Genomic DNA, 24,198 nt, shown 5'->3' on the forward strand with positions numbered 1-24,198 from the left:
GGTGGGAAAGGGTCCGTCACCGGTCTCGGTGACGGACCCTTTCCCGTGTGCGTTCCGTAGCATTCCGCGCCGGGCTGAATACCTGTCACCACCTGCGCGGTCACCCGGTGGTTGCGGTTCTGGCGCTTTTCGGAACTGCACACAATTGTGCGACTGATCCGTTTTCGGTCAGACGATGTGGTTAGCCTGCGCAGGTGATGGCAATGGTGGCGGCGGCAACATCGTCGTGGGCACCTCGAGCTGCGGCTAGCTGATCTCGAGACGGGCGCGGGTCGCCGCCACCCGCGGACTCCAGCCCGCGAGCTCGTGCGCCTCGGCCACGAGATCGCGGGCCTTCGCGTTGTTGCCGTCTGCCATCCACGCCCGCGCCACGGTGATGAGGTCGTCGGCACGTCCCGGCGCGTTCTCGCTGCTCTTGGCGGCCCACCCGGCCAGCTGCCTGGCCTTCGCGGTCTCGCCCTCGACCAGCGCCATGACCGCCAGCGTCCCGTTCGCCCGGTGCTGCGGATAACCCGCCTCGTAGGCGTTGTTCAGCATGTTGCGGGCTGTCTGCAGCCCGACCTCGGCGGGGAACTGCCCGGCCTCGACCGCCTGCACGGTGATCCCGGCCGTGGTGGCCATGATGAACGCCAGCTCACGCGTGCCGATGTCGTCGCGCCCGTTCAGCGCGAGCACCGCCTGCAGCGCCTCCAGGTACTTCTCGCGGGCGCACCTGGTCACGACCTTGAGCCCGACCACGGTGATCAGGTCGGGGTGGTCCTTCACCAGCTCGTCGTAGATCCGCTCGGCCTCGTCGATGTCGCCGCGGTGGTAGGCGTCCATGCCCACCAGCACCCGCGGCCGTGCCTCCAGCTCGCCGAGCCGACGGCCGCTCAGCTTCGGCAGGCCGAACACGAACCAGCCCAGGCTGGTGTGGCCGGCCTTGTCGATCGGCACGAGCTGCAGGCAGAGGCACGCGGTGGTGGCGAGCGCAAGGCCCTTGCCGAACGCCGAACCGATCGCGAGCCAGGCCGCCGCCGTGATCAGCGCGCAGCAGGCGATGGCGAAGGCCCCGGTGATGACCGTCCGCCTGCGCACGCCCGGCTTCTGCCCGGTGATGCCGACCGCGGCCAGCACCGGGATGGAACGCAGCACGATCCGCTGGTTCGTCCTGGTCCACGACTTGAGCTCGCTGCCGAGGCCGATGATCAGGTGTGTGATCCGCAGTCCGAACAGGACGGCGCCGAGCGCCAGACCCGCCTGCGCCGCCGTGAGCTGCAGCAGGAGACCGATCAACGCCCCGGCCAGGCCGAGGTGGAAGTCCGGGAAGGTCCAGGCGATCGTGCCGGCCACCACCAGTGCCGTCACGACCCAGCGCACAACTGCCACGACCTCCAGACGCTACCGGCGTGACAGCGGTTCCACCCCCGGTTCACACCACGGCCTGGGAGCCGCCCTCCCGGATCGGCAGACCGGCCGCGCGCCAGCCGCGGTACCCGCCGACGAGGTCGGTGGCGTTGGCGAGCCCGATCCGTTGCAGATCGCGAGCCGCCAGCGACGAGGCCCATCCCTCGTTGCACACCACGACCACCGTGGTGCCGGCGTCGAAGCCGGGCAACCGCCAGTTTCCGGCCGGATCCAGCCGCCACTCCAGGACGATCCGCTCGACCACGACGGAGTTCTCGATCTCGCCCTCGGCCAGCCGGTTGTGGATCGGCCGGATGTCGACGATCAACGCGTCCTCGAGCCGGTGCAGCTCATGCGGCTCCAGCCGCTTCAGGTGGGACCGCGCCTCTTCGAGGATGATGTCGACGTTGTTCACGGGCCCTCCTGGTCGGCCAGCTGACGCAGTTCGGACAGGGGGAGACGCTGTGCGGGCAGCGGCGGGATCGAGTCGGGGATGTCGAGCAGCGACGCGTACTCGCGGGTCGGCACGAGCGGCGGGGAGTAGGCGTGCACGGTCGCGGCGGGCGTGGCGAACGGGTTCGTCACCTGGTGTGCCCGCCCGGAGCCGAAGCCCAGCGCCTCACCGGTGTTGCGGACCGCCGTGCGGACCGGTCCCGCCGGGTAGCGGTAGTCCTCCCGCAGCGCGCCGGTCAGCACGGTGAACGACCCGGCGGAGCCGCCGTGGTCGTGCGGCTCCGTGCCCTGTCCCGGCAGCCACGACAGCAGCCACAGCTCCACGCCCTCGGTCAGGCCGAGCCGCGCCCACCAGCGGCGGTCGGCCGAGTACTCGAGGATCTCCAGCAGGCCCGTGGTCAGCTCGCTCGCCACGAACGAGGTCAGGTCGCGCAGTTCGCGCGGCGTCCACAAAGGCCGGGACGGGTGGATCACGTCACGCAGCAGCTGGCTGTCCAGCCGCGGATGCAGGTCGAATTCTGCGATGGTCGAAGTCACCGGCTCGCTCCTGATGGCCACGTCGGTACGGGGTAGCGATCAAGACGCGACGCAGCGGCTCAGCGCGCGCGTCGCGTCGAGCTACACCCGCACGAGGCCACGAGGACGAGGTCGATCGTGCGGTCGGACCAGAAGAAGTGGACCGGCACGCGAGCGATGGTGCCAGACCCTCTCGGAGAGTGGCTAGAGCGTCCACTCGGTGGTCTGTGGTATAGACCAGATCTTGCGACCGTCCTGCTCCGGGCCGTAGGCAGATCAGCATGGAGATCAGTCGTCGCACAGCGCTCGCTCTCGGTGCCGCCGTGGCCCTGGTTCCCACCGGCACCGCCAGGGCCGTCGCGCCACCAGCGATCTTCTACTCGCCCCACCAGGACGATGAGTCACTCGCGATGGCCGGGTCGATCCGTGAGCACGAGGAGGCCGGCCGCCGGGTGATCCTCGTGCTGCTCACCCGCGGCGAGAACGGCGGCCTGCTCGACATCATGAACGGCACCGCCGACTGTCCTCTCGGGCAGGGTTGCCCCGGCGGTGGTTCACACCGCTTCGGGTTGACGCAGGAGGACATCGTGCGGGCGCGCACCGCCGAGTTCAGGGCGGCGGCGCGACGTCTCGGCGTCGACGAGGTCGTCGTCCGCGACCGGCCGGACTCCGCGTGGGGCGACTACGCCGGGTTCGTCCGGGAGGTGCGGAACACGATCCTCGAGTTCGAGCGGAAGCACCCCGGTGCCTCGCACAAGCTGGTCAACGGCTACCGCGACGTGATCCACGGCTCCCCGCCCGACCAGCCCAACCTGACGCACAAGGCGTGCCGTGAGGCCGCGGAAGGCCTTGCGGGCCTCGACTTCCGCTTCTACTGGGTCTACGGCTACACGTACCCGCGGGAGCAGCGGACTGCCGACTACGTGCTTCCGTTGTCCGCCAAGCAGTTCGCGCGCAAGCGGCAGGCGCTGGCCGAGTACGGCCGCTGGGACCCGGAGCGCGGCCGGTACGCGCTCGGGTACCACAGCGTCGGCAAGCTCATGATCGACCCGGCGGCGGCGGACCCGCACGAGTACATCGACCTGCCTCGCTCAGCGCGGCAGGCGCAGCAGTAGCAGCGAGCGCGGTTCCAGCGTCAGCTTCGACCTCGGCAGCAGGCCGGAAGGATCCGCGGGGGAGCCGTCCGGTGTCGTGGTGTCCAGGAACGGTTCGTACGACGGCCCGTAGCGCTCGTGCGGCAACGTCACCGTGATGGGGTCCGCCCCGGCGTGCATCAGCAACAGCCACGAGTCGTCCGACACGAGCTCACCTTCCCGCGTGCGCGAGAGGCAGTTCGAGCCGTCGATGAACATGCCGAGCGTGCGGCGTCCTTCGTCGAACCAGTCGGTCTCGGCCATCTCCTGCCCGTCCGGCCGGAACCACACCAGGTCCGGGTTGCCGCTCGGCGTCGTGCGTCCCTCGAAGAACTCGGGCTGCCGCAACGCCGGTGAGCTGGCCCGCAGCTCGATGAGCCGCTGGGTGAACCCGAGCAGCGCTTCACCGGCGTCGGTCCGGTCCCAGTCCACCCACGACACCGCGTTGTCGAGGCAGTAGGCGTTGTTGTTGCCGCCCTGCGTCCGCCACATCTCGTCGCCCGCCACCATCATCGGCGTGCCGGTGGACAGCACGAGCGTCGCGAGCAGGTTCCGCGCCTGCTTGGCCCGGAGCTTCAGGATCTCGGGATCCGTCGTCTCGCCCTCGGCCCCGCAGTTCCACGACCGGTTGTCGTTCGTGCCGTCGCGGTTGTCCTCGCCGTTCTCCTCGTTGTGCTTGTCGTTGTAGGACACCAGGTCCCTGAGCGTGAACCCGTCGTGCGCGGTGATGAAGTTGATCGACTGCCACGGCCGGCGCAGATCGTCCGCGTACAGATCACTCGACCCGCTCAGCCGGTACGCGAGATCCCGCACCGACGTGTGCCCGCGCCAGAAGTCCCTGACGGTGTCCCGGTACCGGCCGTTCCACTCGGCCCACTGCACCCCGAAGTCGCCGACCCGGTACCCGTCCCCGGTCGCGTCCCACGGTTCGGCGATCAACTTGGCCCGGCACAGCAGCGGATCCGTGGTGATGGCCGTGAGCAGAGCGCTGTCCCGGTCGAAGAACCCGCCGCCGGGCCGCCCCATCGTCGACGCCAGGTCGAACCGGAACCCGTCCACGCCCATCTCGCCGGCCCAGTACCGCAGCGAGTCCGTGACCAGCCGCACGACCTGCGGCGACCCGGCGTCCAGCGTGTTCCCGCAGCCGGTGATGTCCACCGTGCTGCCCCCACCCGCGTGAAGGTAGTACCCCGGCGCGTCGAACCCCCGGAAGCAGATCGTCGGACCGCCCGGCCCGCCTTCGCACGTGTGGTTGTAGACGACGTCGATCAACACCTCGATGTTCGCGGCGTGCAGCGCCGCCACCATCGTCCGGAACTCCTGAACCTCCCGGCCGGGCTCACTCGCGTACCCCGCGTGCGGTGCGCAGTACCCGAGCGGCGAGTACCCCCAGTAGTTGCTCGCGTTCCGCTGGATCAACGACGGTTCGTCCTGGAACGCCTGCACCGGCAGCAGCTCCACGGTGGTGACGCCGAGCCTGGTGAGGTGCTCGATCGCCGCCGGGTGCGCCAGCCCCAGGTACGTGCCGCGCAGCTTCTCCGGGATCTCCGGGTGGTTCTTCGTGAAGCCCTTGACGTGCAGTTCGTAGATGACCGCTTCCTCGAACGGCACCTCGGGCTTCACCCCGGTGTCCGCGCCGCCCGGCGAGCTGACCACCGACAGCGGCACCGACCCGAGCGAGTCGACGGCCGACGGCGGCCCGTGCATCGGGTCGCCGACGTACCCCAGCGCGGCACCGAGGTCCGTGATCTTCCCGGTGATCTGCCGCGCGTACGGGTCCACGAGGATCTTCGCCGGATTGCACCGCAGCCCGCGCCCGGTGTCGTACGGCCCGTGCACCCGGAACCCGTACCGCTGCCCCGGCGTGACCCCCGGCACCAGCCCGTGCCACACCCCGAACGTCCGTTCGGTGAGCTCCACCCGCTTCTCTGCCCCGTCGTCGTCGATCAGGCAGACCTCGACCGCCTCGGCGACGTGTGACGTCACCGCGAACCGGACACCGCCCGCCTCGGCGTGCGCCCCCAGTGGGAACGGACGCCCTGCCAGCACCTCGGACTCGGGTCGCGTAGCCATACCTCCGATCTTGGCATCCGACACCGACAAAAAACTTGCGAGTTCAGCCAGGCGGCGCAGTGCGCCTGCTCATAGCGTGCATCGCTCACATCACCGGCGGCCCCGAGGTGCACGGGCTCCCCACGTGACGTCCGGGTGACCCCCGATGGGTGGGGTGCGGGAGGCCGTTGGGAACAATGGGCTCGTGGCGGACGTCGACGTGACAGATCTGGTCGTGCACATGGCGGGCGTATCGGTCCGTCGAGGGAAGAACACGCTGGTCGGCAACATCGACTGGAGCGTGGAACTGGACGAGCGCTGGGTGGTGCTGGGCCCCAACGGAGCGGGCAAGACGACCCTGCTGCGGCTGGCCAGCGCCGAGCTGCACCCCACCAGGGGCAAGGTCCACCTCCTGGGCGAGCGCCTGGGCAAGACCGACGTCCAGGAGCTCAAGCCCCGCATCGGCCTCTGCAGCGCGGCCCTCAACGGACGCGTCCCCGGTGACGAGACGGTCGTCGACCTCGTCGTGTCCGCCGGCTACGCGGTGCTGGGCAGGTGGCGCGAGGAGTACGGCAAGCTCGACACCGACCGGGCCCGGGAGCTGCTCGGCACCCTGGGCATCGCGCACCTCGCCGACCGCCTCTACGGCACCCTGAGCGAGGGTGAGCGCAAGCGCACGCTGATCGCCCGCGCGCTCATGACCGACCCCGAGATGCTCCTGCTGGACGAGCCCGCCGCAGGCCTTGACCTGGGCGGACGCGAGGATCTCGTGGCCAAGCTGTCGGAGCTCGCCATGGACCCCGACGCGCCCGCGACCATCCTCGTCACGCACCACGTCGAGGAGATCCCGCCCGGCTTCACGCACGCGCTGCTGCTCCGCGAGGGTTCGATCGTGGCCCAGGGCCTGCTCGACGACGTCCTCACTGAGGAAAACCTCTCAAAGACGTTCGGTCAGGACCTCGAACTGCAAAAGTCGGGGGAGCGGTTCTTCGCCCGCCGAAAGGTCTGAGAAGCTACCGCCAAGTAACGTGACACCGGGGTCGCGACAACTAGGAGGGCGCTGCGTGGCTGAGTTCGTCAGGCTGGAAGTCGAGGACGGGATCGGCACGATCCGGCTGGATCGGCCGCCGATGAACGCCCTGAACCGGCAGGTGCAGACCGAGCTCCAGGCCGCCGCCAAGGAGGCGAGCGAACGGTCGGACGTCTACGCCGTCATCGTCTACGGCGGCGAGAAGGTCTTCGCGGCGGGCGCCGACGTCAAGGAGTTCGCGCAGATCTCCCACGCCGAGATGACGCTGCGGGCCAAGAGCCTGTCGGACGCTCTCGGCGCGTTGTCCACCATCCCGAAGCCGACCGTCGCGGCCATCACCGGCTACGCGCTCGGTGGCGGCTTCGAGGTCGCGCTCGGCTGCGACCGCCGCATCGCCGGCGACAACGCCAAGGTCGGCCAGCCCGAGATCCTGCTCGGCCTGATCCCCGGCGGTGGCGGCACGCAGCGCCTCGCCCGGCTGATCGGCCCGTCGAAGACCAAGGACCTGCTCTACACCGGCCGGTTCGTCGGCGCCCAGGAGGCGCTGGAGATCGGCATGGTCGACGAGGTCGTCGCTCCGGACGACGTGTACGAGGCCGCGAGGCGCTGGGCCAAGCAGTTCGTCAACGGGCCGGTGCTCGCGCTCGCCGCGACCAAGGCCGCCGTCGACGGTGGCCTCGACACCGACCTGGAGTCGGGCCTCAAGCTGGAGAGCCACCTCTTCGCGGCGTTGTTCGCGACGGAGGACAAGAAGGCGGGCGTGGAGTCGTTCATCGAGAACGGCCCGGGAAAGGCGAAGTTCAGTGGCAACTGATCCGGCACCCAACCCGCACGCGACCGCGGAAGAGGTCCAGGCGGCGTACTCCGACCCCAAGCTCGCCAACGTGCTCTACCACGACTGGGAAGCGGGCACGTACGACGAGAAGTGGTCGATCTCCTACGACGACCGCTGCATCACCTACGCCGTCGACCGCTTCAAGGCCGTCGCGGGTGACACGGGTCCGTACGAGCACGCGCTGGAGCTCGGCTGCGGCACGGGCTTCTTCCTGCTGAACCTCATGCAGGGCGACGTGATCAAGAAGGGCTCGGTCACCGACCTCTCGCCCGGCATGGTCGAGGTCGCGCTGCGCAACGCCCGGCACCTCGGTCTCGACGTCGACGGCAGGGTCGCCGACGCCGAGCGCATCCCGTACGACGACAACACGTTCGACCTCGTCGTCGGCCACGCGGTGCTGCACCACATCCCGGATGTGGAGGCGGCGATGCGCGAGGTGCTGCGCGTGCTCAAGCCGGGCGGCAAGTTCGTGTTCGCGGGCGATCCGACGAACATCGGCAACTTCTACGCCCGCAAGCTCGGCCAGGCGACGTGGTGGCTGACCACGAACATCACCAAGGCCGTGCCGGTGCTGAACGACTGGCGCCGCCCGCAGGAGGAGCTCGACGAGTCCTCCCGCGCCGCCGCGCTGGAAGCCGTAGTCGATCTCCACACGTTCGACCCGGACGACCTGGAGAAGACCGCGCGGCGCGCGGGCGCGGTGGAGGTCAAGGCCGTCACCGACGAGCTGTCCGCGGCGCTGTTCGGCTGGCCGGTGCGCACGTTCGAGGCCGCCGTGCCGCGCGAGAAGCTCGGCTTCGGCTGGGCGATGTTCGCCTACCGCACCTGGCAGAACCTCTCGTGGGTCGACCAGAACATCTTCGCGAAGGTCCTGCCGCGCGAGGTGTTCTACAACGTGTCGGTCACCGGCAAGAAGTCCTCCTGAGTTGGGGTACGCGTTCACCTCGGACGACGTGGCGTTCCTGCGGTCCGCCGCCGGAGTCGCCGCCGTCGCCGAGGTGAACGCGTTGCCCTTCACGGACTCTTCTCGCCTGCACGACGTGGGCGTCGCCCGCAAGCTCCTCGGCGAGCGGTTCGCTCCCGTCGTGGAAACCGTGCTGCTGCGCCGTCGCGCGACGTCCAAACTGGACAACGCCGCCGAGTGGCTCTTCACCGACGACGCCCTCCAGCAGGCCACCGCGTCACCGGTCGCCCGCCATCGGGCTTCGCGGTTCGCCGGGCGCGATGTGCACGACGTCACGTGCTCGATCGGCGCGGACCTGTTCGCGTTGAACGCTGTCGCTTCCCGGTGCGTCGGCTCGGACCTCGACCCGGTCCGGCTCGCCATGGCGCGCAACAACGTTCCCGGCCAGCTGGTCGTCCAGGCGGACGCGCTGAAGCCGGTCTCCCGGGCCACGGCCGTCACCGCGGACCCGGCCCGCCGTGACTCGTCCGGCCGCCGCAAGTGGCACCCGCAGGACTTCGTGCCACCGCTGGACGAGCTGTCCGAGGTGTACGCGCACGTCGACCTCGCGGTGAAGTGCGCGCCCGGCATCGACTTCGCGGTCGCGCCGTGGGCCGACGAGATCGAGCTCGTGTCGCTCGACGGCGCCGTGCGCGAAGCCTGCCTGTGGACGCGAGGCCTTGCCACGGAAGGAGTTTCACGCCGCGCGACGGTCATCCACGGTGACGACTCGTGGACCGTCACCGACGCCGAACCCGACGACTGCCCGGTCGCCCCGCCCGGTGAGTGGATCATCGACCCGGACGGCGCGGTCGTGCGCGCGGGCCTGGTGCGGCACTACGCGGCCCGCCACGGTCTGTGGCAGCTCGACGAACGCATCGCGTACCTGAGCGGAGACACACCTCCCGCGGGCATCCGCGCGTTCCGCGTGCTCGACCACGGGCACTACACGGAGAAGGCGCTCAAGTCGTTGCTGAAGACGCGCGGGATCGGCCGGCTGGAGATCCTGGTGCGCGGCCTGGATGTCGACCCGAACACCCTGCGGAAGCGGTTGAAGCTGGTCGGCCGTGACGAGGCCACGGTGGTGTTGACCAGGATCGGTACGAAACCCGTCATGGTGCTGTGTCGGGCAGAGCGGACCTGATCCCGCGCTAGCGGCCTTGGCTCAGCACGAGATCCAGTCGATCGAGGTGGTGGCTGGGCCGCAGCCGCTTGCCGTGGGTGAGCGTGGCGATGCCGTGCAGCGTGCTCCAGAAGACCTCGGTGAGCGTCTCCAGATCACGGTCGCCCGCAACGGGTTCGACCGCGGCGACGAGCTCGGCGAACGCCGCGCGCAGCTCGGCGGGCGCGTCGGCGGTGCCGAACGGGATGTCGACCTCCCGCACGAACATGGCGTCGTAGAGTGCGGGCCTCTCCCTGGCGAACTCCAGGTATGCCTCCGCGACGGCGTGCGGGCGCGATTTTCCTTGCAGGGCATTGGCTTCGTGCAACTTCTCGGCCAGCTCGCCACAACCCTGGATCGCGACCTCGCGGATGATCGCGTCCTTGTTCTTGAAGTGGCTGTAGAGCACGGGCTGGCTGTACTCGACCTTCTCGGCGAGCCTGCGCGTGGTGACCGCGTCCCAGCCTTCCGCCTCGGCCAGCTCGCGGGCCGCGTCGATGATCAGCTGGTGGCGTTCGGCGCGTTCGCGTTCGCGCCGGCTCTGGATGGTCACGGCTCTGAATCTAGCACTGCTAGACATTCGAGCGCTGGTACTGTTAGCGTTGCTCTAGTTGCTAGCAGTGCTAGAAATCATGGGGAGAGATCATGCGGTTGACCACGATCATGGCCTGGCTCGTCGTGCTGGCCGGTTTCGTCTTCGGGCTGGGCTACCTGTTCAACGGGCACGGCGCGGCCGCGGGGTTCGGCATCGTCGACCCGTCCGGCTACTACGTCGTGAAGGGTGTGCGCGACCTCGCGTACGGCCTGACAGCGTTGATCCTGCTGCTGCTGAAGCAGCGTCGCGCGCTGGGCTGGGTGGTGCTGGCCGACTCGATCATCCCGATCGGCGACTGCCTGGCGGTGATCACGAGTGGCGGTTCGGTGGGCTACGCGCTGGCGGTGCACGGCTCCGCGGCCGTGCTGGTGCTGCTCACCGCTGGACTGCTGCTCCGGGAGACAGCGCCCGCACGGCCTCAGCCAGTGCCGAGTCGCTGATCTCGGTGAGCAGCAGTCCGGTCAGCACGTGGAACGCCCTGCGCAGCTCGTCGGGGTGTGTGGAGAGCACGAGCGTCCCGGCGAACTCGCGGGCGTCGTGCAGATCGTCGAGGCCGCGCCCCTGCACGGCGTTGACGCCTTCGTTGAGGCAGCGCAACGACATCACGTGGTCACGCATGTTGTTGATCATGTAGAGCGCCTGCCAGCAGCGGCCGCGTTCGATCGACGACCGCGCGTGCAGCCCGTGGAGCCAGGCGAGTCCGATGAGCTCGGCGCGGTCCGGCTGCGCCGACTGCGGAATCTCGTTGGCGTCACCGAAGAGCAGCCGGAACGTGGGCCCCGTCGCCCCGAACTCGGTCGACGGCCAGAAGGCGATGTCCACCTGCAACGTCGACCGCATCAGGAAGACCCGGAAGAGAACAGCCCCGCGCCGCACGTCGAGGTGGCTGACCGCGCCGCACGCGTACATCAGCGCGGTCCAGTCGGCCACCACGGCGTCGATCTCGCGGTCGACCGACAGCGCGAAGTCGATGTCGGACCAGCGATCCTCCCTGCCCACGGCCGCCGACCCCGTCAACGCCGCCCCGACCACGCGCGGGTCGGTGTCGGCGGCGTTCACGAGGTCACGACGCAACCGGTCGCGTTCCGAAACGGTGAACACCACCCCACACTATTGGCCCCGGCTCACGGGATCGACCCCGGCGAGCCTGAGCAGGTCGACCATTCCGAACTGACCGGAGGAGCGCGCCGGCAGCGTCGGCTTCCAGCCCGGCTGCTGCCGCAGGTACGACTCTGGATCCAGCTGCAGCAGCCCGACGAACACCTCACCGATCAGCCTGGCGCTCGCTCCCGCGAGCGTGATGCCGTCGCCGAGCGTCTCGGCCTCCCGCAACGTGTAGTACCAGAGCGGTGTCGAGCGGTCGAAGCCGAACTCCCTGAGCTCAGGCACGTTGTCCAGCACCGGAATGCCCATGGCCTGCGCCACGGCCTGCCCGGACGGCAACGACCACGTGAGGTGCCTCAGCAGGTTGCGCTGGGGGAGCGCGGTGGGCGGGCTGCCGTCCGCGATGGCGCCGAGCGGCAACCGGAAGAGCGGCGTGCTGATGTGCGTGTCGATCCTCTTGTTGGGCCGCACCTGCCCGTCCCCGAAGTCGAAGAACGTCTGCCACCCGATGAACCTCCTGCGCGCCCGCCGCCCGCCGCGGAGATCCACCGGGTCGCTCTGTCCTTCGGCCGCCGGATCGAAGATGAACCCGAAGAACGGCTGGTTGTTGTTGTCCCCCTTCAAATTCGCCCGGTAGGACGGCCGCACCTGGCTGTGCCCGAACCGGTAGCAGGCCCCCTGGAACTCGACCGGCATGAAGTGCTGGTTCTGCGCGGGCCGGTAGAAGCGCCGCCCGTGGGTGAGGATGTCCTGCGTGAGCCCGAAGCCGATGACCTGCGGCAGGAACTCGTGCACCACGATCCACTGGTAGTGCCACACAACGGTTCGTTGCGCCTCCGCGAAGACCCGGTCGGCTGGCGTGTTCTGCGCTCTGAGCCGATCCACAACCCGGTTGTGGAACAACAGGAACGCCGCGTGCAACCCGGAGATGATGAGGTTCTCGTCGTTGCGCGGGTCCCCGATGATCGCCACACCGTCACTGCGGCGCGGCAGGTCCTCGAACAGCCCGCCGCTCTCGACCCGGAACTTCGCTCTGTCGTTGCTGTCGTACAGCTGCGGACTCTGAACCGGCCCGCCGCCGTACACGGAATCCAGCGACAGCGTGGGGTTGCGGGTGTTCGGACTCTGCTCGGGCACCGCCGGCACCGCGAGCCGGGAGTGGAGGTCGAAGGTGAGGTCGTGGTCGATGAACTGCCCGAGGAACGTCGTCCCTGCCGTGTTGAACGGGTTGTCGAGGTTGCCGGGACTCAGCTCGGGGTTGGTGATGAGCCTGATCGGCCCTTCGCGCAACGGATCCTTGGCGTCCAGCAGCCCGCCCGGCGCCCCCATCGCCCGCAACGCGTCCTGCACGCGCGGGGTGTTCTCGGCGAACGGCGGGAGGTTCGGGAAAATCCGTCCGAAGAACCGGGGCGAGGTGGCCGCGTCGACTGTCTGCGCGACCGTCTGCGCGACGGCAGGGGAGGGCGCCAGCGTCACCGCACCGGCGCCCGCGACCCCTCCCAGAAATCCACGTCTGGTGAGATTGCCCATGTCAGCGCAGTTTTCTGCAAGATCACTCGCTGCCGCACGGACGAAGAACCATGCAGGGGACGCCAATCCCTTACGCCGGTTTCCACGTCAGCCGGGCTTGCGCACTCACGTCAGCAACCCCAGCCGTTGCGCCTCCGCCAGCGCCTGAGCCCGGTTGTGCACCCGCAACTTGAAGAACAACTGCCGCTGCTCCGACTCCACGGTCTTCACCGCGATCCCCAACGCGTGAGCCGTCTGCCGGACCGACTCCCCACGAGCGATCGACGACAGGATGTCCTGCTCCCGATGCGTGAGCGTGGGAACGTTCTCACGAGCGACGACCCCTGAGCACGGAGCCCGGACCAGTCCGAGCCGCGCCACCACAGCAGCAGCCTGCACCCGGCTCTGCACCTCGAGCTTCGCAAAGATCCGCCGCTTGTAGTTGACCACGGTGTGCGGTGACAACCGCAGGGCGGACGCGACCAACGCGGCCGACTGTCCGGAGCAGACGTAGGCGAGGACTTCCATCTCGCGATCGGTCAGCGCACCCGGCGCGACACGGCGCAGCGGAACCAGCGGCACGTGCTCCAACGAAGCCCGCAAGGCAGCGAGGCCCCAGGCCGGGCAGAGCGGGACGAGTGGAAAGTCCGGTACGAGGTCCGGTTCCAACTGCCCCACGACGACGTCCGGCGGTCTCAGCCGACACAACAACGCCAGGTCTTCCACCGAGCAGGCGGTGCCCACGACGAGCCAGCCGGGCAGGGCGTCCAGCCAGGTCGCGACGGCGTCCGCGGTGAGCCGTTCCCAGGAATGCACGGCGATCCTCGTTGATCGCACGCCTTTGGGCATGGCGCCTCACGCTCAGAGCGAGGCGGCGGCACTTGGGCTTCTCACACCATAGGTCGTGGGTGGTTTCTGACGCCACTGCGCCAGAAACCACCCGGCGTTCGACGAACTAGCCCAGTGCCACGGCGAAAATGTGCAGGTTCACATCTTCTGGCAGCACGATGCTCGCCAGCGTCTTGCCTTCCGGAGCCACGTACGTCTTCGTCGCGAAGATGTGCGTGGCGACCTTCTCGTTGCCGCCGCCGAGCTGGTTGCGGTACGGCGTGGTCGCGACGACCACGTTGCCGTAGCTCGGCGTCTGGCCGCCGCCGCCCAGGGTCCAGTCGCTGAAGCCGATCTCCACGGACGCCGTGGTGCCGTCCGTGAACGTCACCACGGCGGGACGAGTCCGGGCTCCGTTCGTGGCCGAACCCAGGAAAGCGAGGCGGGTGCCGGACAGCGCAAGCGTCTGCTTCGCCGCGGTCGCGTTGTCCGGGCGGCCAGGAGGCGACGACGGCCAGGTGAAGGACAGGCCATCGACGGTGCCCGTGCCGCCCGGCGTGAGGCCCGCAACAGCGAGGGCCTGGCGCGAGTAGCTGTAGCCGCCGCCGTCGAAGTCGCCCTCGCCGTCGGCGTCGTCGGACGCGCCCACGTTGTTCACGGCGGCGAGCATGCTGCCCGCCGGCGCGACCTTCACCGTCTGCGGCAGCACGACGGGCTTCGCGGCGCCCTCGACGTTCACCGTCACGGTGAAGTCGTAGAAGCCCTGCGCGGTTCCGGCCGCTGCCGCGATCGTGAAGTCACCCGGCACCGCGCCGGTCGTCGGCGTGAAGGTCAGCGCCTCCGGGCCGGTGATCGTGTAGGTCGCCTTCGGGTCGCCGTCGTACAGCTTCACCGCGTTGACCTTCGCCGTGATCGACTTGCCCGGCTCGACCACCAGCTGGCGCGGCTCGACGGTGAGGTGGTACGGCTGGTCGTGCCTGATCGGCTGCTCGCCCTCGCGGAACGACGGCGGCGCGTCGGAAGCGCCCGTGCCCCACGAGGAAGGCGACTTGCCGAGCACGAAGTCCAGCTTGCCGCCGCGCTCCACGAACGACTCGGGCAGCCAGGTCTTCGTCGAAGTGCGGCCGTTGACCTTCAGCGACTGCACGTACTTCGTGGTGGTGTTGGCCTGGGGCGCGGTGATGGTGATGTCCTTGCCGCCACCGCGGTTGATCTTCACCGACGTGAACAGCGGGCTGCTCAGCACCAGCTCGGCGCGCGACGGCACCTGCGGGTACATGCCCATCGCGGTGAACACGAACCACGACGACATCGCGCCGAGGTCGTCGTTGCCGGGGATGCCGCCGGGGGCGTTCTTCCACAGCGTGTTGATGGTCTCCCGCAGCGTTTCCTGCGTCTTGGCGGGCCGGCCGGTGTAGTTGTAGAGCCACGGGACGTTCACCGACGGCTCGTTGTCCAGTTCGGACTTCGCACCGCCCTGACCCGTCAGGGCCCAGCTGCCGTCGGCGTTGTGGAAGAAGTCGTCGAGACGCTTGTTCGCGCGTTCGCGGCCGCCCAGCGACTCCACGAGCCCGGCGACGTTGTGCGTGACCATCCAGGTGTACTGGGCGCTGCTGCCCTCGACGAAACCGTTGCCGGTGTCCGGTGTGAAGTCCTTGACCCACGTGCCGTCGGCGTTGCGGTTGCGGATGTAGCCGCCGGTGCTGTGCGCGACCGGGTCGAAGTTGTTCTGCCACCACTGCGCGCGCTCGGCGAACGTCCTGGCAGTCTTCCTGTCACCTGTGCGCTCCGCGAGCTGGCTGATCGCGAAGTCCGCCGCGGAGATCTCCAGGGTCTCCGCCGCGCCGCCCCACGCGTTCGACACGGACGGCATGTACTTGTGCTTCAGGTACTTGTCGAGCGACGGCCGTTGCCCGACCGACATCACGGCCCAGCCGTCCTTGCTCAGGTCGAGCGCGGTCGGCACGGTCGCGGCCTTGACCAAGCTCCGAAGCGACGACCTGATGTCGTACCTGTCGCCGCCGAACGCGGAGATCGCGGCCAGTGCGATGGGCGACGGGTCACCGTTCATGACGTGCGTGCCGCCGTTGTTGTGCGACCAGCGGTCCCAGACGCCGTTGTTCTGCTCGGCCTGGTTGAGCAGCGACTGCGCGATGTCCGAGCCGATCTGCGGTTCCAGCAGCGTCACCAGCTGCAGCTGCGAGCGGTAGACGTCCCAGCCGGAGAACGTGCCGTACTGGGCCTTCTGCTTCGAACGGTTGATCTTGTGCGTCTTGCCGTCGAACCCCGCGTACTCGCCGTTGACGTCGCTGAACAGGTTGGGGTGCAACAAAGAGTGGTACAACGCGGTGTAGAACTTGGTCCGCTCGTCATCGGAGCCGCCGCCGACCTCGATGCGCTTGAGCTGCTTCTGCCACGCGATGTACGCGTTGTCCCTCATGTCCTCGATGGACTGGCCCTTGTTCTCGGCGACCAGGTTCTGCTTCGCGTTGTCCAGGCTGACGTAGGAGATGCCGACCTTGACGTTGACCTGCGAGCCGGGCGCGAACCCGAGGTAGGCGCCGGACCCCTTGCCCAGCACCGGCCAGCCGTTCGTCCCGTACGTCGTGCCGCCCTTCGAGGACGTCGAATTGGGCGTGACAACGTTGTCTTGATACGTGCCGACCTCGGTGAAGTCCTGGTCGAACTCCGCCACGAAGTGCAGCGTGTAGTAGCTGCGGCGGCCGACCTGGTTGATGTAGCCGCAGAAGTTGCCCGCGGTGACCGAACCGGTGATCGTGCGCTTGTCCCTGTCGATCACGGTCTGGGCGTCGGACGAGCCCACCTGCGACTTGGACGTGTTGATCAGCACCGTCGCCGGCTTGCCGGCCGGGAAGCTGAAGCGGGCCGCACCGGTGCGTTCGGTCGCGGACAGCTCGGCCTTGGCGCCGGACTTGAGCGTCACGTCGTAACGTCCGGGCTTGGCCACCTCGTCCGCGTGCGCGAACTCGCTCGCGTAGACCGCGTCCGTCGCGTCCGTGGTCGGCGACGTGGTGACCGTCCCGACGTGCGGGAAGATCGGGATGTCGCCACTGCCGCCCGCGCACCCCGTGCCGGACATGTGGGTGAGGCTGAAGCCGCGGATCTTCGTGGCGTCGTAGCGGTAACCGCCGGGCGCCGCGGCGCGCAGGGTGTTGCCGCGGCTGGCCTCCGGACTGAACGAGAACATGCCGAACGGCACGACCGCGCCGGGGAACGTGTTCCCGAGGTTGGTCGTGCCGATGAACGGGTTCACGTGAGCCGCGGGATCCGGCACCACCTGAATCTGGGGCTGAGCGGAGGCAGGGACCACTCCGAACGTCATGGCCACCGCCACCGCAGCTGTCGTGAGGACTCTTCGCTGCATGGTCGCGGACCCTACTTACCGTGCCCGCGCAACCCCAGAGAGCGACACGAAGTTGTCGTCAAACGGACAAGCGCTGCTCCATGAAGGCCCGCAGCGCGGGCCAATCGGTGTCCTCCGCGACCTCCACCTGGTGATTTCCCTCGACGAGGGCGCCGTCGTCGTCGATGTCGAGCAGGTGCGTCTTGGTCTTGAGCGTGCCGGGGACGATCGCCTCGGCCACCGCCACGGCGTCGTGGACGTAGATCCCCTGGTTCTCCGACCGGTTGGCCAGGTACGTCCGGTAGGTGCCCGTGAGGTTGCTCAGCGTCTGGTCGACGTTGGCCAGGAACTCGGTGTCGGCGATGCACCGGTGCGTGAGGTTGAGCGGCACGACGACCGGGTTGCCCTTGCGGATCACCGTGCGCGCCGCGGCGGGGTCGGCCCAGAAGTTGAACTCGGCGCGCTCGGTCGTGTTGCCGAGCCCGAGGCCGCCACCCATGACGATCAGCCGGGGGAACTCGATCCCGGCGTCGAGAGCCTTGGCGATGTTGGTCTGCGGCCCGATCGCGACCACCACCGTCTCCGGCGTCAGCCGTTCGCGGAAGAAGCCGACGACATCGTCACCGAAGATCTCCCGGTCGCTCTCGGGCAACGTGTGCGCCTGCCCGCCGAGCCCGTCCTCGCCGTGCACGTCCGCCGCCCCGCTGGGCCCTTCCGCGCCCCTGACCACGGGCACGTCCGTCCGCTCGAGGTAGGCGAGCAGCCGCAGGGCGTTGCGGGTGGTGAGGTCGAGCGCGACGTTGCCGAACACCGTGGTGAGACCGACGAGGTCCACCTCGGCGCTGCGGGCGGCGAGCGCGATCGCGAACGCGTCGTCCACGCCGGGGTCGGTGTCGATGATCAGAGGGATCGCCATGCCTCCAGGGTGCCTGAGACTCGGCTCCCACCTCGACACGACATTCCTCAGGCCCGGCCGTTCGAGGTAGCCCTTCTCCAGCATGTCCGCGTGGTAGCGACGCGCATCGGCCTAGTTGTCGTACACCTGGATCGCGTGGCCGTCCTGCGTCCGCGTCCCGTGCACGAACCCCGGCAGCCAGACCTTGCTCGACGCCATCAACGGCACCTGCGCCCGCCATTCGTCGTGCATTTCCAGGTTGAGCTTCCAGACGCCGATGACCGCCCACATGCCGCACCTCTGTTCGCCGTGGTCACGACACCTTGGAACCGTTTCCCGGTCACCGGCCGCCCGAAGTTAGAGTCTCCGTCCATGACGAGCATGTGGGGCGCACCGGTGTGGACCAGATGGCGCAGGTCGCGCCGGGACCCGCAGCAGGCACGCTTCCTCACTCTCGCGTCCCTGCGCTGGGTCCTGCGCCACCGCGCCTACACCCCCTGGTACCTCGTGCGGTACTGGCGGCTGCTGAAGTTCCGCCTGCTCAACCCGCACGTGGTGCTGCGCGGCATGGTCTTCTTCGGCAAGCGCGTCGACGTCATGGCCCGCCCCGGTTACGGCCGCCTGGAGATCGGGCGCTGGGTGCACATCGGCGACGGAAACGCCATCCGGTGCCACGAGGGCTCGCTGCGCATCGGCGACAAGGTCGTGTTCGGCAAGGACAACACGGTCAACTGCTACCTCGACATCGAGATCGGCGCGTCGTCGCTGGTCGCGGACTGGGTCTACATCTGCGACTTCGACCACAAGACCGAGGACATCACCCTGCCGATCAAGGACCAGGGCATCGTGAAGTCGCCGGTGCGGATCGGGCCGGACTGCTGGCTCGGGGCCAAGGTGACCGTGCTGCGCGGGACCCGTGTCGGTCGCGGGTGTGTGCTGGGGGCGCACGCGGTGGTGCGCGGGGACGTGGCGGACTACAAGATCGCGGTCGGGGCGCCGGCACGGGTGGTGCGGGATCGGCGCGCCGACTACGAGGCTGATGCTCAGCGCAGGGCGGACATCGCGGACATGGCCCGCAAGGCCAAGGAGGCGCTGGCTAAGCGAGCGGAAGAAGCTGCGGACGCTTAGCGCGGAAGCCGTCGCCCGGCTGGCGGCCGATCAGCTTGTTGCGTGAGCGCGAGCAGGCGACGGGCAGCACCTGGTCGCGCAGCCACCGCAGGTGGTCGAACAGGGACGCCGGTGCGGCCACGCCGTCCAGCGGTGCCATCCACGACGAGTCGAACGGGATCTCCAGCGCCGACAGCAGGTGACCGGCCAAACGCCTGTGCCCCAACGACGACAGGTGCAGACGGTCCGGGCCGAAGTAGCGTGAGTCCCGCACGCACTCGTCGTCCGCAACGTCGACCAGGATCGCGCCGTAACGCACCGCGGCCACACGCACGGCGTCGTTCAACGCCTCGATGCGCGGCCGCATGCGCCAAGCGAAGGGCATGCGCTGCGAGATATCGCTCAACGTGAAGACGGCGACGGTCGGCGCGAAGGACGTCACGGCGCGCACCATCGCGTCCGCCCGGCGCGCGATCTGGCCGCACGACGCTCCGGACATCACGTCGTTGCCGCCACCGAACAAAGCAACGAGGTCGGGCTCCAACACCTCAGCGGACGGGACCTGCTCGACCAGCATCTGGTCGAGGCGACGGCCGCGCACGGCCAGGTTGGCGTAGCGGAAGCCAGGCGCGTCCAGCACGGACGCGACGCGGTCCGCCCAGCCCCGGTACCGGCCGTCGGGAAGCAGATCGTCCAGGCCCTCGGTGCAGCTGTCCCCGAGCGCCACGAAGCGTTGGTATTTCATTCAGTCCTCGGTCACCTCTTGTCAACGGGACCGGCGACTGTACCAAGATCAAGTGAACAGGTTGCCCGTGGCGATCTTGGGGCGCCCCAGGACACGCGGTTCGCGCACTGCGGCAGACGCATAAACCGCGGCTGTGTCCGCGGCGATCGTGGCCCAGTTGAAGTCCGTGGCCAGACGCTCTTTCGCAGCACGGGCACGCGCGGCAGCGGCAGCGGGATCGGACAGCACCGCGCGCACGGAACGGGCGAGTCCGTCCACGTCACCAGGGGCGAACGACAGGCCCGTCACGCCGTCCAGAACCACCTCGCCGAGGCCGCCCGCGGTGGAAGCCACCAGTGGCGTTCCTGCCGCCGCGGCTTCCAGCGCCACGATCCCGAACGGCTCGTAGCGGGAGGGCAGCACGACCGCGTTTGCCGCTGTGAGCAACGCCGCCAAAGACCTGTCGGAGAGATGTCCGACGAACTCCACCGCACGCAGCACGCGGTGCTTGCGCGCCTGCTCCCGCAACCACTCGGTCTGCGATCCGCCGCCGGCGACCACGACACGGGTGCCGCGGAACGCACGGCGGATCCGGGGGAGCGCCGCGATCAGGTCCTGGATGCCCTTCTCCCACTCGATGCGGCCGAAGAACAGCAGCAACGGGTCACCGTGCGGGGAGTAGGCACGCCGAGCGGCGCCGACGTCCTTCGCCCGCACCTTCCAGCCGCCCGGCTCGATGCCGTTGTGCAGCACGGAAACCGTGTCAGCGTCCACATCGAACAGATGCGCGACCTCGCGCCGCATGGCCGAGGAGCAGGTGATCAGCGAGTCCGCGCGGTTCGCCAGCCACCACTCCACCGAGTGCACCTGCTGGTTCAACGGGTGCGACAGCCAGCCGGAGTGGCGGCCCGCCTCGGTCGCGTGGATCGTCGCCACCAGCGGCACGCCGAAGGCCTCCGCCAGAGCCACCGCCGGGTGCGTGACCAGCCAGTCGTGCGCGTGCACCACGTCCGGGCGCCACGGGCCCAGTGACAGTCCCGCGCGCGTCATCGCGTGCCCCATGGCCAGCGTCCACGCCACGAGGTCCTTCTCGAACACGAGATGCGCGGGGTCCTCGGCGACGCGGATCAGCCGCACGCCCTCGCTCACCACGTCGACGGTCGGGTGCGTCACGGCGTCGGTGCCGGAAGGTTGCCGGCACAGCACCACGACGTCATGCCCCTGCGCGGCCAGCTGTGTCGCGAGCGCGTGGACGTGCCTGCCCAGCCCGCCGACGACCACCGGCGGGTACTCCCACGACAACATCAGCACGCGCATCCCGTTACCCCATTCCTCGCGCGTCCAGATGCCCGAACGGGCCGTCCGCCGCGCGGAGCTCCGCCGCCCTCGCACGTCCACGACCGCTTCGCGCCAACGTCGCGAGCTCGCTGAAGCGGTCGCTGTGAATCTTCGCGCGGTAGCGGGCGTAGTCGGCGGCCGAGTCCTTCGTGACCATGAAGGCCCAGTCGCTCGACAGCGCCAGCAGCGCCTCGCGCACCGCCTGGTCCAGCACCGGATCCCGCACGTCGGACGAGAAGTCCAGGCCCAGCAGCTCCTGTTGCACCGACGAGTTCAACGACACGATGTCCGACACCTGGGCGCCGTCCCACACCCGCCAGTCCTTGCCGCTGCCCCACGACGAGGCGGGCAGTTCCACCGGCGCACCAACATGCCCGGCCTCAACGGCTCCGCGCAAGGTCGTCACGCGCACGCCGGCTTCCGGCAGTGCGCGCAGCACGGCCTCCAGCCACAACGGACCTTCGTGCCACCAGTGTCCGTAGAGCTCGGTGTCGTAGGCCGCCACGACCAGCCCGCCGTCGATCGCCCGCAGCCGTCGCACGACGGTGTCCACGAAGTCCTCGACGTGGCGGCCGATCGCTTCCCGTGCCAGCAAAGGGTCGTACGGCCGCTTGTCCTCCGGCGCCACGTTCTTGCCCGTCACCCGCGACGGCTTCAGGCCCGTCGGGTGGTCGAAGGTGTGAAAATCCCGGTACGCGGCATCGCCCGGATAGCCGACCTTCGGCGACCAGACGCGGTACGAGACTTCGAGATCACGCCCGAACGCCAGCACGTCCGACGATCCGACGGGGTGCGCCGACGAGGTGTCGCCGTGCAGCGCCGGTCCGTCCACCATGAACCGCCGCACGCCCGCCGCCGCGTACCCCGCCTCCATGCCGGGCGAGTAGCCGCATTCGGGCGCCCAGATCCCTTCCGGGGCCTTGCCGATCCGCAGCGCGGTGTCGTCCAAACCGGTCCGCAGCGCGAAAGCCCGCACCCGAGGGTCCAGCAACGGCTGAAAGGGATGCGTCGCCGGCCCGCCGAGCAGTTCGATCGTCGAAGAGTCCACAAGGGACCGCAGCAGGGGCGAAAACCCGTGCCGCCAATGCGATTCGAACTGGTCCAGTGCCCAAGAGGATGCCCGGTGCTCGTACGCGGACAGCTCGCGCAGCCTTTCACCGGCGTAGTGCGAACGCAGGTGCCAGTTGCCGAGCCAGTCGTGCGCTCCCCGCAAGCAGTACGGGTCGTCGAGCTGCGCGGCCAGGATCGGCGTGACACCGAGCGTCAGGACGTCGGACCGGCCCTCGTCGGCGAACCGCCGCAGCATGTCCACGACGGGCAGGTACGAGTGCGCCCACGCCTGGTAGAGCCACTCCTCGCCGACCGGCCACGTGCCGTGATGCGCGAGCCAGGGCAGATGGCTGTGCAGGACCAGGCAGAACGTTCCTTCAGTGCCTTCCCGGGTCACGCGCGCACCGCCACGGCCACGAGGTCGAGGCACGTGTCCATGTCCTCGGAGGTGATGTCGAAGTCGTCCACCGTCACGGACTCGACAGCCTCCTTCAGCTCGGCCGGCCACGGCGCACCGGACAGGGCGACCTCGACCTGTGCGTCGATGATCCGTCCATCCAGGAGGGAGTCAAGCCTCTTCCCGTGACGCAGCCCTGTCAGTTCGTCAACGCGGAAACCAGCCTCGCGCAACATCTCGTCCAGTTCGGACGGTGCGAGCTCCCTGGTGTGGAACGGGTTCAGCGGCGTGTCCTGGCCGGGTGAGAACGTCAGCCTGTTCGGCGTCGTCACGATGAGCGTCCCGCCGGGACGCAGCACCCGCCGGCACTCCGCGAGGAAACCCTCCTGGTCCCACAGGTGTTCGATGACCTGCAGGTTCGCCACGACGTCGACGCCGCCGTCGCGCAACGGCAGCGTCGCGAGGTTCCCGCGCAGCACGTTCAGCTGCGGGTACGCGCGGGCGACGTGGTGCGACGTCAGCTCGTCGTAGTCGAGCGCGATCACCCGCCGCGCGACCGTGCGGATCAGCTGGGCGCCGTAGCCCTCGCCGCAGCCGGCCTCCAGCACGACCGCGTCCGCGCAGTGTCCGATGAGGTGCAGGTACGCGGCCTCGTGCCGTCGGAACCAGTAGTTCTCCTCGGCGATGCCGGGCACCGTGCGTTCGCCGGTCAGGGGGAGGGTCACGCCCGTCAGGTTACTTGCCAGTAGTGATGATCAGAACGGCGAGACGGTAACGGCCAGGGCTCCGGGACCCACATTTGCGCCGATCGCAGCACTGACCTGCGTCAGGACGACGTCGCGTGCGTGCGGAATCCGTCTTTGCAGCATCTGCAGCAGCTCGTGTCCCTCCTTTTCGGCCGCGAAGTGCTCGACCGCGAGGTCCACGTTCCGTCCATACGCGAGCGCCACCGCCTTGTCGACGAGCTTGCCGAGCGCGCGTTCCCTGCCGACGACCTTGTCGAACGGCTCCACCTCGCCGTTGACGACGGTGAGCAGCGGCTTGACCGAGAGCGCGTCGCCGAAGAGCTTCGCGGCGGCGCTCACCCGGCCGGCCTGCCGCAGGTAGTGCAGCGTGTTGACGTAGATCAGCACGCTGGCGTCGCGGCCGCGCTGCTCGGCGACGCTGCGCGCGTGCTGGACGTTGCCTCCGGTCTGGACGATCCGCGCGGCCGCGAGGGCGGCGAACCCGAGCGTCATGCCCGACGAGTGCGAGTCCACGATGAACACCGGCACGCGCGACTTGGCCGCCGCTGCCTTCGCGGCGTCCGTCGCCGGCGAGAGCTTCGGCGTGACGTGCACCGACACGATCGTCTCCGCGCCCCTGGCCCACGCGTCCTGGTACGCCCAGAAGAACGCGTCCGGCGCGGGCGGCTGGGTCGTGATCGGGATCTGGGCGTCCATCGCCTGCAACAGCCTGTCGGTCGGCACGTATGCCTCGTCGATCAGCTCCGACCCGATCTTCAGCTGCATCGGGACCGTGATGATGTTGAACCGTTCCGCCAGACGGGCGGGAAGTGACGCGGTCGAGTCGGTGACGACGGCTACTCGTGAGGACACGAACGAGGAGGTTAACGAAGCGTGATCGCAGTAGCCACTGACGAACGATGGCAATTCGTGTGATCTACCCCCGGGTGGTTACTTTTCGTGCACGGCGAACGCGAGGAGTGAACCCCTCGGAAAGGCGTCCGACTTGACACAATCGGGTGACTGCGCGTTGTTTGGAGTTGATCTACACG

At 69.0% G+C, this 24,198-nt stretch carries 23 protein-coding genes; 7 read left to right on the forward strand and 16 right to left on the reverse strand.

The genetic code is table 11. The features are described 5' to 3' along the window. Window positions 1-246: 246 nt before the first annotated feature. Genes C8D87_RS37955 through C8D87_RS37965 form a run of 3 tightly spaced genes read right to left on the reverse strand, consistent with a single transcriptional unit; the run spans window position 247 to window position 2,376 of the window. Window positions 247-1,368 (reverse strand): tetratricopeptide repeat protein, encoded by a 1,122-nt coding sequence (locus tag C8D87_RS37955; protein ID WP_146771998.1) that lies wholly within the window; start codon window positions 1,366-1,368, stop codon window positions 247-249. 43 nt (window positions 1,369-1,411) lie between these two features. Beyond that, the gene (locus tag C8D87_RS37960; RefSeq protein ID WP_112230822.1) at window positions 1,412-1,801 is read right to left on the reverse strand and encodes a rhodanese-like domain-containing protein; all 390 of its coding nucleotides are present in this window, start codon (window positions 1,799-1,801) and stop codon (window positions 1,412-1,414) included. Continuing rightward, window positions 1,798-2,376 (reverse strand): cysteine dioxygenase, encoded by a 579-nt coding sequence (locus C8D87_RS37965; RefSeq protein WP_109635259.1) that lies wholly within the window; start codon window positions 2,374-2,376, stop codon window positions 1,798-1,800. Before C8D87_RS37965 ends, C8D87_RS37960 begins: the two co-directional genes overlap by 4 nt. Before the next feature lie 260 nt (window positions 2,377-2,636). Between C8D87_RS37965 and C8D87_RS37970 the strand changes: the two genes are divergently transcribed. Continuing rightward, window positions 2,637-3,470, forward strand: coding sequence for a PIG-L deacetylase family protein (locus C8D87_RS37970; protein WP_112230824.1), 834 nt, complete (start codon window positions 2,637-2,639; stop codon window positions 3,468-3,470). Here the strand turns inward: C8D87_RS37970 and glgX are convergent. Then, window positions 3,447-5,561 carry a glycogen debranching protein GlgX gene (gene glgX, locus C8D87_RS37975; protein WP_109634449.1) on the reverse strand — a complete coding sequence of 705 codons (2,115 nt, stop codon included), beginning with the start codon at window positions 5,559-5,561 and terminating at the stop codon, window positions 3,447-3,449. The two genes, C8D87_RS37970 and glgX, sit on opposite strands and share 24 nt — an antisense overlap. A 145-nt stretch (window positions 5,562-5,706) precedes the next feature. Here glgX and C8D87_RS37980 point away from each other — a divergent pair, with 145 nt between their 5' ends. Genes C8D87_RS37980 through C8D87_RS37995 form a run of 4 tightly spaced genes read left to right on the forward strand, consistent with a single transcriptional unit; the run spans window position 5,707 to window position 9,492 of the window. Next, window positions 5,707-6,549 (forward strand): ABC transporter ATP-binding protein, encoded by an 843-nt coding sequence (locus C8D87_RS37980; RefSeq protein ID WP_109634447.1) that lies wholly within the window; start codon window positions 5,707-5,709, stop codon window positions 6,547-6,549. A gap of 55 nt (window positions 6,550-6,604) precedes the next feature. Beyond that, window positions 6,605-7,384 (forward strand): enoyl-CoA hydratase/isomerase family protein, encoded by a 780-nt coding sequence (locus C8D87_RS37985; protein ID WP_109634444.1) that lies wholly within the window; start codon window positions 6,605-6,607, stop codon window positions 7,382-7,384. Continuing rightward, window positions 7,374-8,330, forward strand: a complete 957-nt coding sequence (locus C8D87_RS37990; RefSeq protein ID WP_109634442.1) for a class I SAM-dependent methyltransferase — start codon at window positions 7,374-7,376, stop codon at window positions 8,328-8,330. Before C8D87_RS37985 ends, C8D87_RS37990 begins: the two co-directional genes overlap by 11 nt. A gap of 1 nt (window position 8,331) precedes the next feature. Beyond that, complete coding sequence (locus C8D87_RS37995; protein WP_112230826.1) at window positions 8,332-9,492, forward strand: THUMP-like domain-containing protein; 1,161 nt, start codon at window positions 8,332-8,334, stop codon at window positions 9,490-9,492. Window positions 9,493-9,499: 7 nt separating this feature from the next. On the opposite strand, the gene C8D87_RS38000 is transcribed toward C8D87_RS37995, so the two are convergent. Continuing rightward, complete coding sequence (locus tag C8D87_RS38000; protein WP_109634438.1) at window positions 9,500-10,063, reverse strand: TetR/AcrR family transcriptional regulator; 564 nt, start codon at window positions 10,061-10,063, stop codon at window positions 9,500-9,502. Window positions 10,064-10,155: 92 nt separating this feature from the next. Between C8D87_RS38000 and C8D87_RS38005 the strand changes: the two genes are divergently transcribed. Next, window positions 10,156-10,545, forward strand: a complete 390-nt coding sequence (locus C8D87_RS38005) for a DUF4267 domain-containing protein (protein ID WP_109634435.1) — start codon at window positions 10,156-10,158, stop codon at window positions 10,543-10,545. Here C8D87_RS38005 and C8D87_RS38010 read toward each other — a convergent pair. From C8D87_RS38010 to C8D87_RS46470, 6 genes are all read right to left on the reverse strand, one after another. Further along, window positions 10,481-11,206 carry a hypothetical protein gene (locus C8D87_RS38010; protein WP_109635256.1) on the reverse strand — a complete coding sequence of 242 codons (726 nt, stop codon included), beginning with the start codon at window positions 11,204-11,206 and terminating at the stop codon, window positions 10,481-10,483. The genes C8D87_RS38005 and C8D87_RS38010 overlap by 65 nt on opposite strands. 9 nt (window positions 11,207-11,215) lie before the next feature. Continuing rightward, the gene (locus C8D87_RS38015; protein WP_109634433.1) at window positions 11,216-12,739 is read right to left on the reverse strand and encodes a peroxidase family protein; all 1,524 of its coding nucleotides are present in this window, start codon (window positions 12,737-12,739) and stop codon (window positions 11,216-11,218) included. Between the two features lie 105 nt (window positions 12,740-12,844). After that, entirely contained in the window at window positions 12,845-13,534 is a 690-nt protein-coding gene (locus C8D87_RS38020) for a LuxR C-terminal-related transcriptional regulator (RefSeq protein WP_170154833.1), read from the reverse strand. Between the two features lie 139 nt (window positions 13,535-13,673). Further along, window positions 13,674-16,931 (reverse strand): GH92 family glycosyl hydrolase, encoded by a 3,258-nt coding sequence (locus C8D87_RS38025; RefSeq protein ID WP_112230828.1) that lies wholly within the window; start codon window positions 16,929-16,931, stop codon window positions 13,674-13,676. 58 nt (window positions 16,932-16,989) lie between these two features. After that, on the reverse strand, window positions 16,990-17,826 hold the full coding sequence (locus C8D87_RS38030) for a nucleoside hydrolase (RefSeq protein WP_112230830.1): 837 nt from the start codon (window positions 17,824-17,826) through the stop codon (window positions 16,990-16,992). Window positions 17,827-17,937: 111 nt separating this feature from the next. Continuing rightward, a complete protein-coding gene (locus C8D87_RS46470; RefSeq protein WP_170166732.1) occupies window positions 17,938-18,096 on the reverse strand; it encodes a hypothetical protein in 159 nt (52 codons plus the stop codon). A gap of 81 nt (window positions 18,097-18,177) precedes the next feature. Here C8D87_RS46470 and C8D87_RS38035 point away from each other — a divergent pair, with 81 nt between their 5' ends. Then, a complete protein-coding gene (locus tag C8D87_RS38035; RefSeq protein WP_109634419.1) occupies window positions 18,178-18,933 on the forward strand; it encodes an acyltransferase in 756 nt (251 codons plus the stop codon). Here C8D87_RS38035 and C8D87_RS38040 read toward each other — a convergent pair. Genes C8D87_RS38040 through C8D87_RS38060 form a run of 5 tightly spaced genes read right to left on the reverse strand, consistent with a single transcriptional unit; the run spans window position 18,902 to window position 24,019 of the window. Further along, a complete protein-coding gene (locus C8D87_RS38040; protein WP_112230832.1) occupies window positions 18,902-19,657 on the reverse strand; it encodes an SGNH/GDSL hydrolase family protein in 756 nt (251 codons plus the stop codon). The two genes, C8D87_RS38035 and C8D87_RS38040, sit on opposite strands and share 32 nt — an antisense overlap. A gap of 48 nt (window positions 19,658-19,705) precedes the next feature. Beyond that, window positions 19,706-20,953 (reverse strand): glycosyltransferase family 4 protein, encoded by a 1,248-nt coding sequence (locus C8D87_RS38045; protein ID WP_112230834.1) that lies wholly within the window; start codon window positions 20,951-20,953, stop codon window positions 19,706-19,708. 4 nt (window positions 20,954-20,957) lie between these two features. Then, entirely contained in the window at window positions 20,958-22,421 is a 1,464-nt protein-coding gene (locus C8D87_RS38050) for a 1,4-alpha-glucan branching protein domain-containing protein (RefSeq protein ID WP_112230836.1), read from the reverse strand. After that, on the reverse strand, window positions 22,418-23,155 hold the full coding sequence (locus tag C8D87_RS38055) for a class I SAM-dependent methyltransferase (RefSeq protein WP_170154869.1): 738 nt from the start codon (window positions 23,153-23,155) through the stop codon (window positions 22,418-22,420). The genes C8D87_RS38050 and C8D87_RS38055 overlap by 4 nt, the downstream gene beginning before the upstream one ends. A 21-nt stretch (window positions 23,156-23,176) precedes the next feature. Continuing rightward, the gene (locus tag C8D87_RS38060) at window positions 23,177-24,019 is read right to left on the reverse strand and encodes a DegV family protein (RefSeq protein ID WP_112230838.1); all 843 of its coding nucleotides are present in this window, start codon (window positions 24,017-24,019) and stop codon (window positions 23,177-23,179) included. Between the last annotated feature and the right edge of the window lie 179 nt (window positions 24,020-24,198).

Source organism: Lentzea atacamensis, assembly GCF_003269295.1.
GTDB classification, from domain to species: Bacteria; Actinomycetota; Actinomycetes; order Mycobacteriales; family Pseudonocardiaceae; genus Lentzea; species Lentzea atacamensis.

What these genes read in the sequence shown, in the direction of transcription:
- C8D87_RS37970 (WP_112230824.1), top strand. Translation starts at nt 2,637, where the DNA reads ATGGAGATCAGTCGTCGCACAGCGCTCGCTCTCGGTGCCGCCGTGGCC.
- glgX (WP_109634449.1), bottom strand. Translation starts at nt 5,561, where the DNA reads ATGGCTACGCGACCCGAGTCCGAGGTGCTGGCAGGGCGTCCGTTCCCA.
- C8D87_RS37980 (WP_109634447.1), top strand. Translation starts at nt 5,707, where the DNA reads ATGGGTGGGGTGCGGGAGGCCGTTGGGAACAATGGGCTCGTGGCGGAC.
- C8D87_RS38005 (WP_109634435.1), top strand. Translation starts at nt 10,156, where the DNA reads ATGCGGTTGACCACGATCATGGCCTGGCTCGTCGTGCTGGCCGGTTTC.
- C8D87_RS38015 (WP_109634433.1), bottom strand. Translation starts at nt 12,739, where the DNA reads ATGGGCAATCTCACCAGACGTGGATTTCTGGGAGGGGTCGCGGGCGCC.
- C8D87_RS38025 (WP_112230828.1), bottom strand. Translation starts at nt 16,931, where the DNA reads ATGCAGCGAAGAGTCCTCACGACAGCTGCGGTGGCGGTGGCCATGACG.
- C8D87_RS38030 (WP_112230830.1), bottom strand. Translation starts at nt 17,826, where the DNA reads ATGGCGATCCCTCTGATCATCGACACCGACCCCGGCGTGGACGACGCG.
- C8D87_RS46470 (WP_170166732.1), bottom strand. Translation starts at nt 18,096, where the DNA reads ATGTGGGCGGTCATCGGCGTCTGGAAGCTCAACCTGGAAATGCACGAC.
- C8D87_RS38035 (WP_109634419.1), top strand. Translation starts at nt 18,178, where the DNA reads ATGACGAGCATGTGGGGCGCACCGGTGTGGACCAGATGGCGCAGGTCG.
- C8D87_RS38040 (WP_112230832.1), bottom strand. Translation starts at nt 19,657, where the DNA reads ATGAAATACCAACGCTTCGTGGCGCTCGGGGACAGCTGCACCGAGGGC.
- C8D87_RS38045 (WP_112230834.1), bottom strand. Translation starts at nt 20,953, where the DNA reads ATGCGCGTGCTGATGTTGTCGTGGGAGTACCCGCCGGTGGTCGTCGGC.